Consider the following 508-nt stretch of genomic DNA (forward strand, 5'->3'; position numbering starts at 1 on the left):
CGCTTTGGATTCCCGACCTATTTATGGAACGAGTCCAAAAAAATTTGCCTTGGTCGCTAATGTGTCCGGATGAGTGCCCTGGACTCTCGGATGCCGTGGGCGAAGAGTTTAAAGAGTTGTACGAGAGATACGAAAGTGAACAACGCTATAAACGACAAATTCCCGCTCGCCAATTGTGGTTGAAAATCCTAGACTCTCAGATTGAGACTGGAACACCTTATATGCTCTACAAGGACGCAGCCAATCAAAAGAGCAATCAACAAAATATTGGCACAATTAAATCCAGCAATCTGTGTGTTTCACCCGAAACAAAAATATTGACTGATCAAGGAGAGAAACCGATCTATTCACTCGATGGACAATGGGTTAATGTATGGAATGGTGAAGAATACAGCAGTGTGCAAGTCCATAAAACAGGTGAAAATCAAGAGTTGATTCGGGTTGAAGTCGATGATGGTCGTATATTGTATTGTACGCCTTATCACAAGTTTTATATTGAAAACAATAG

1 protein-coding gene and 1 pseudogene are annotated in these 508 nt (G+C 41.3%); both read left to right on the top strand.

Features of this window, described 5'->3' with window-relative positions:
* A pseudogene (locus RI557_RS11715) lies at positions 1-296 on the top strand (ribonucleoside-diphosphate reductase subunit alpha); the annotation flags it as partial.
* A gap of 21 nt (positions 297-317) precedes the next feature.
* The coding region (locus RI557_RS11720; RefSeq protein WP_310683964.1) for a hypothetical protein at positions 318-508 on the top strand (191 nt) is incomplete at its 3' end.

The sequence above is a fragment of the Salibacter sp. genome (genome assembly GCF_031581065.1).
GTDB lineage: Bacteria > Bacteroidota > Bacteroidia > Flavobacteriales_G > Salibacteraceae > Salibacter.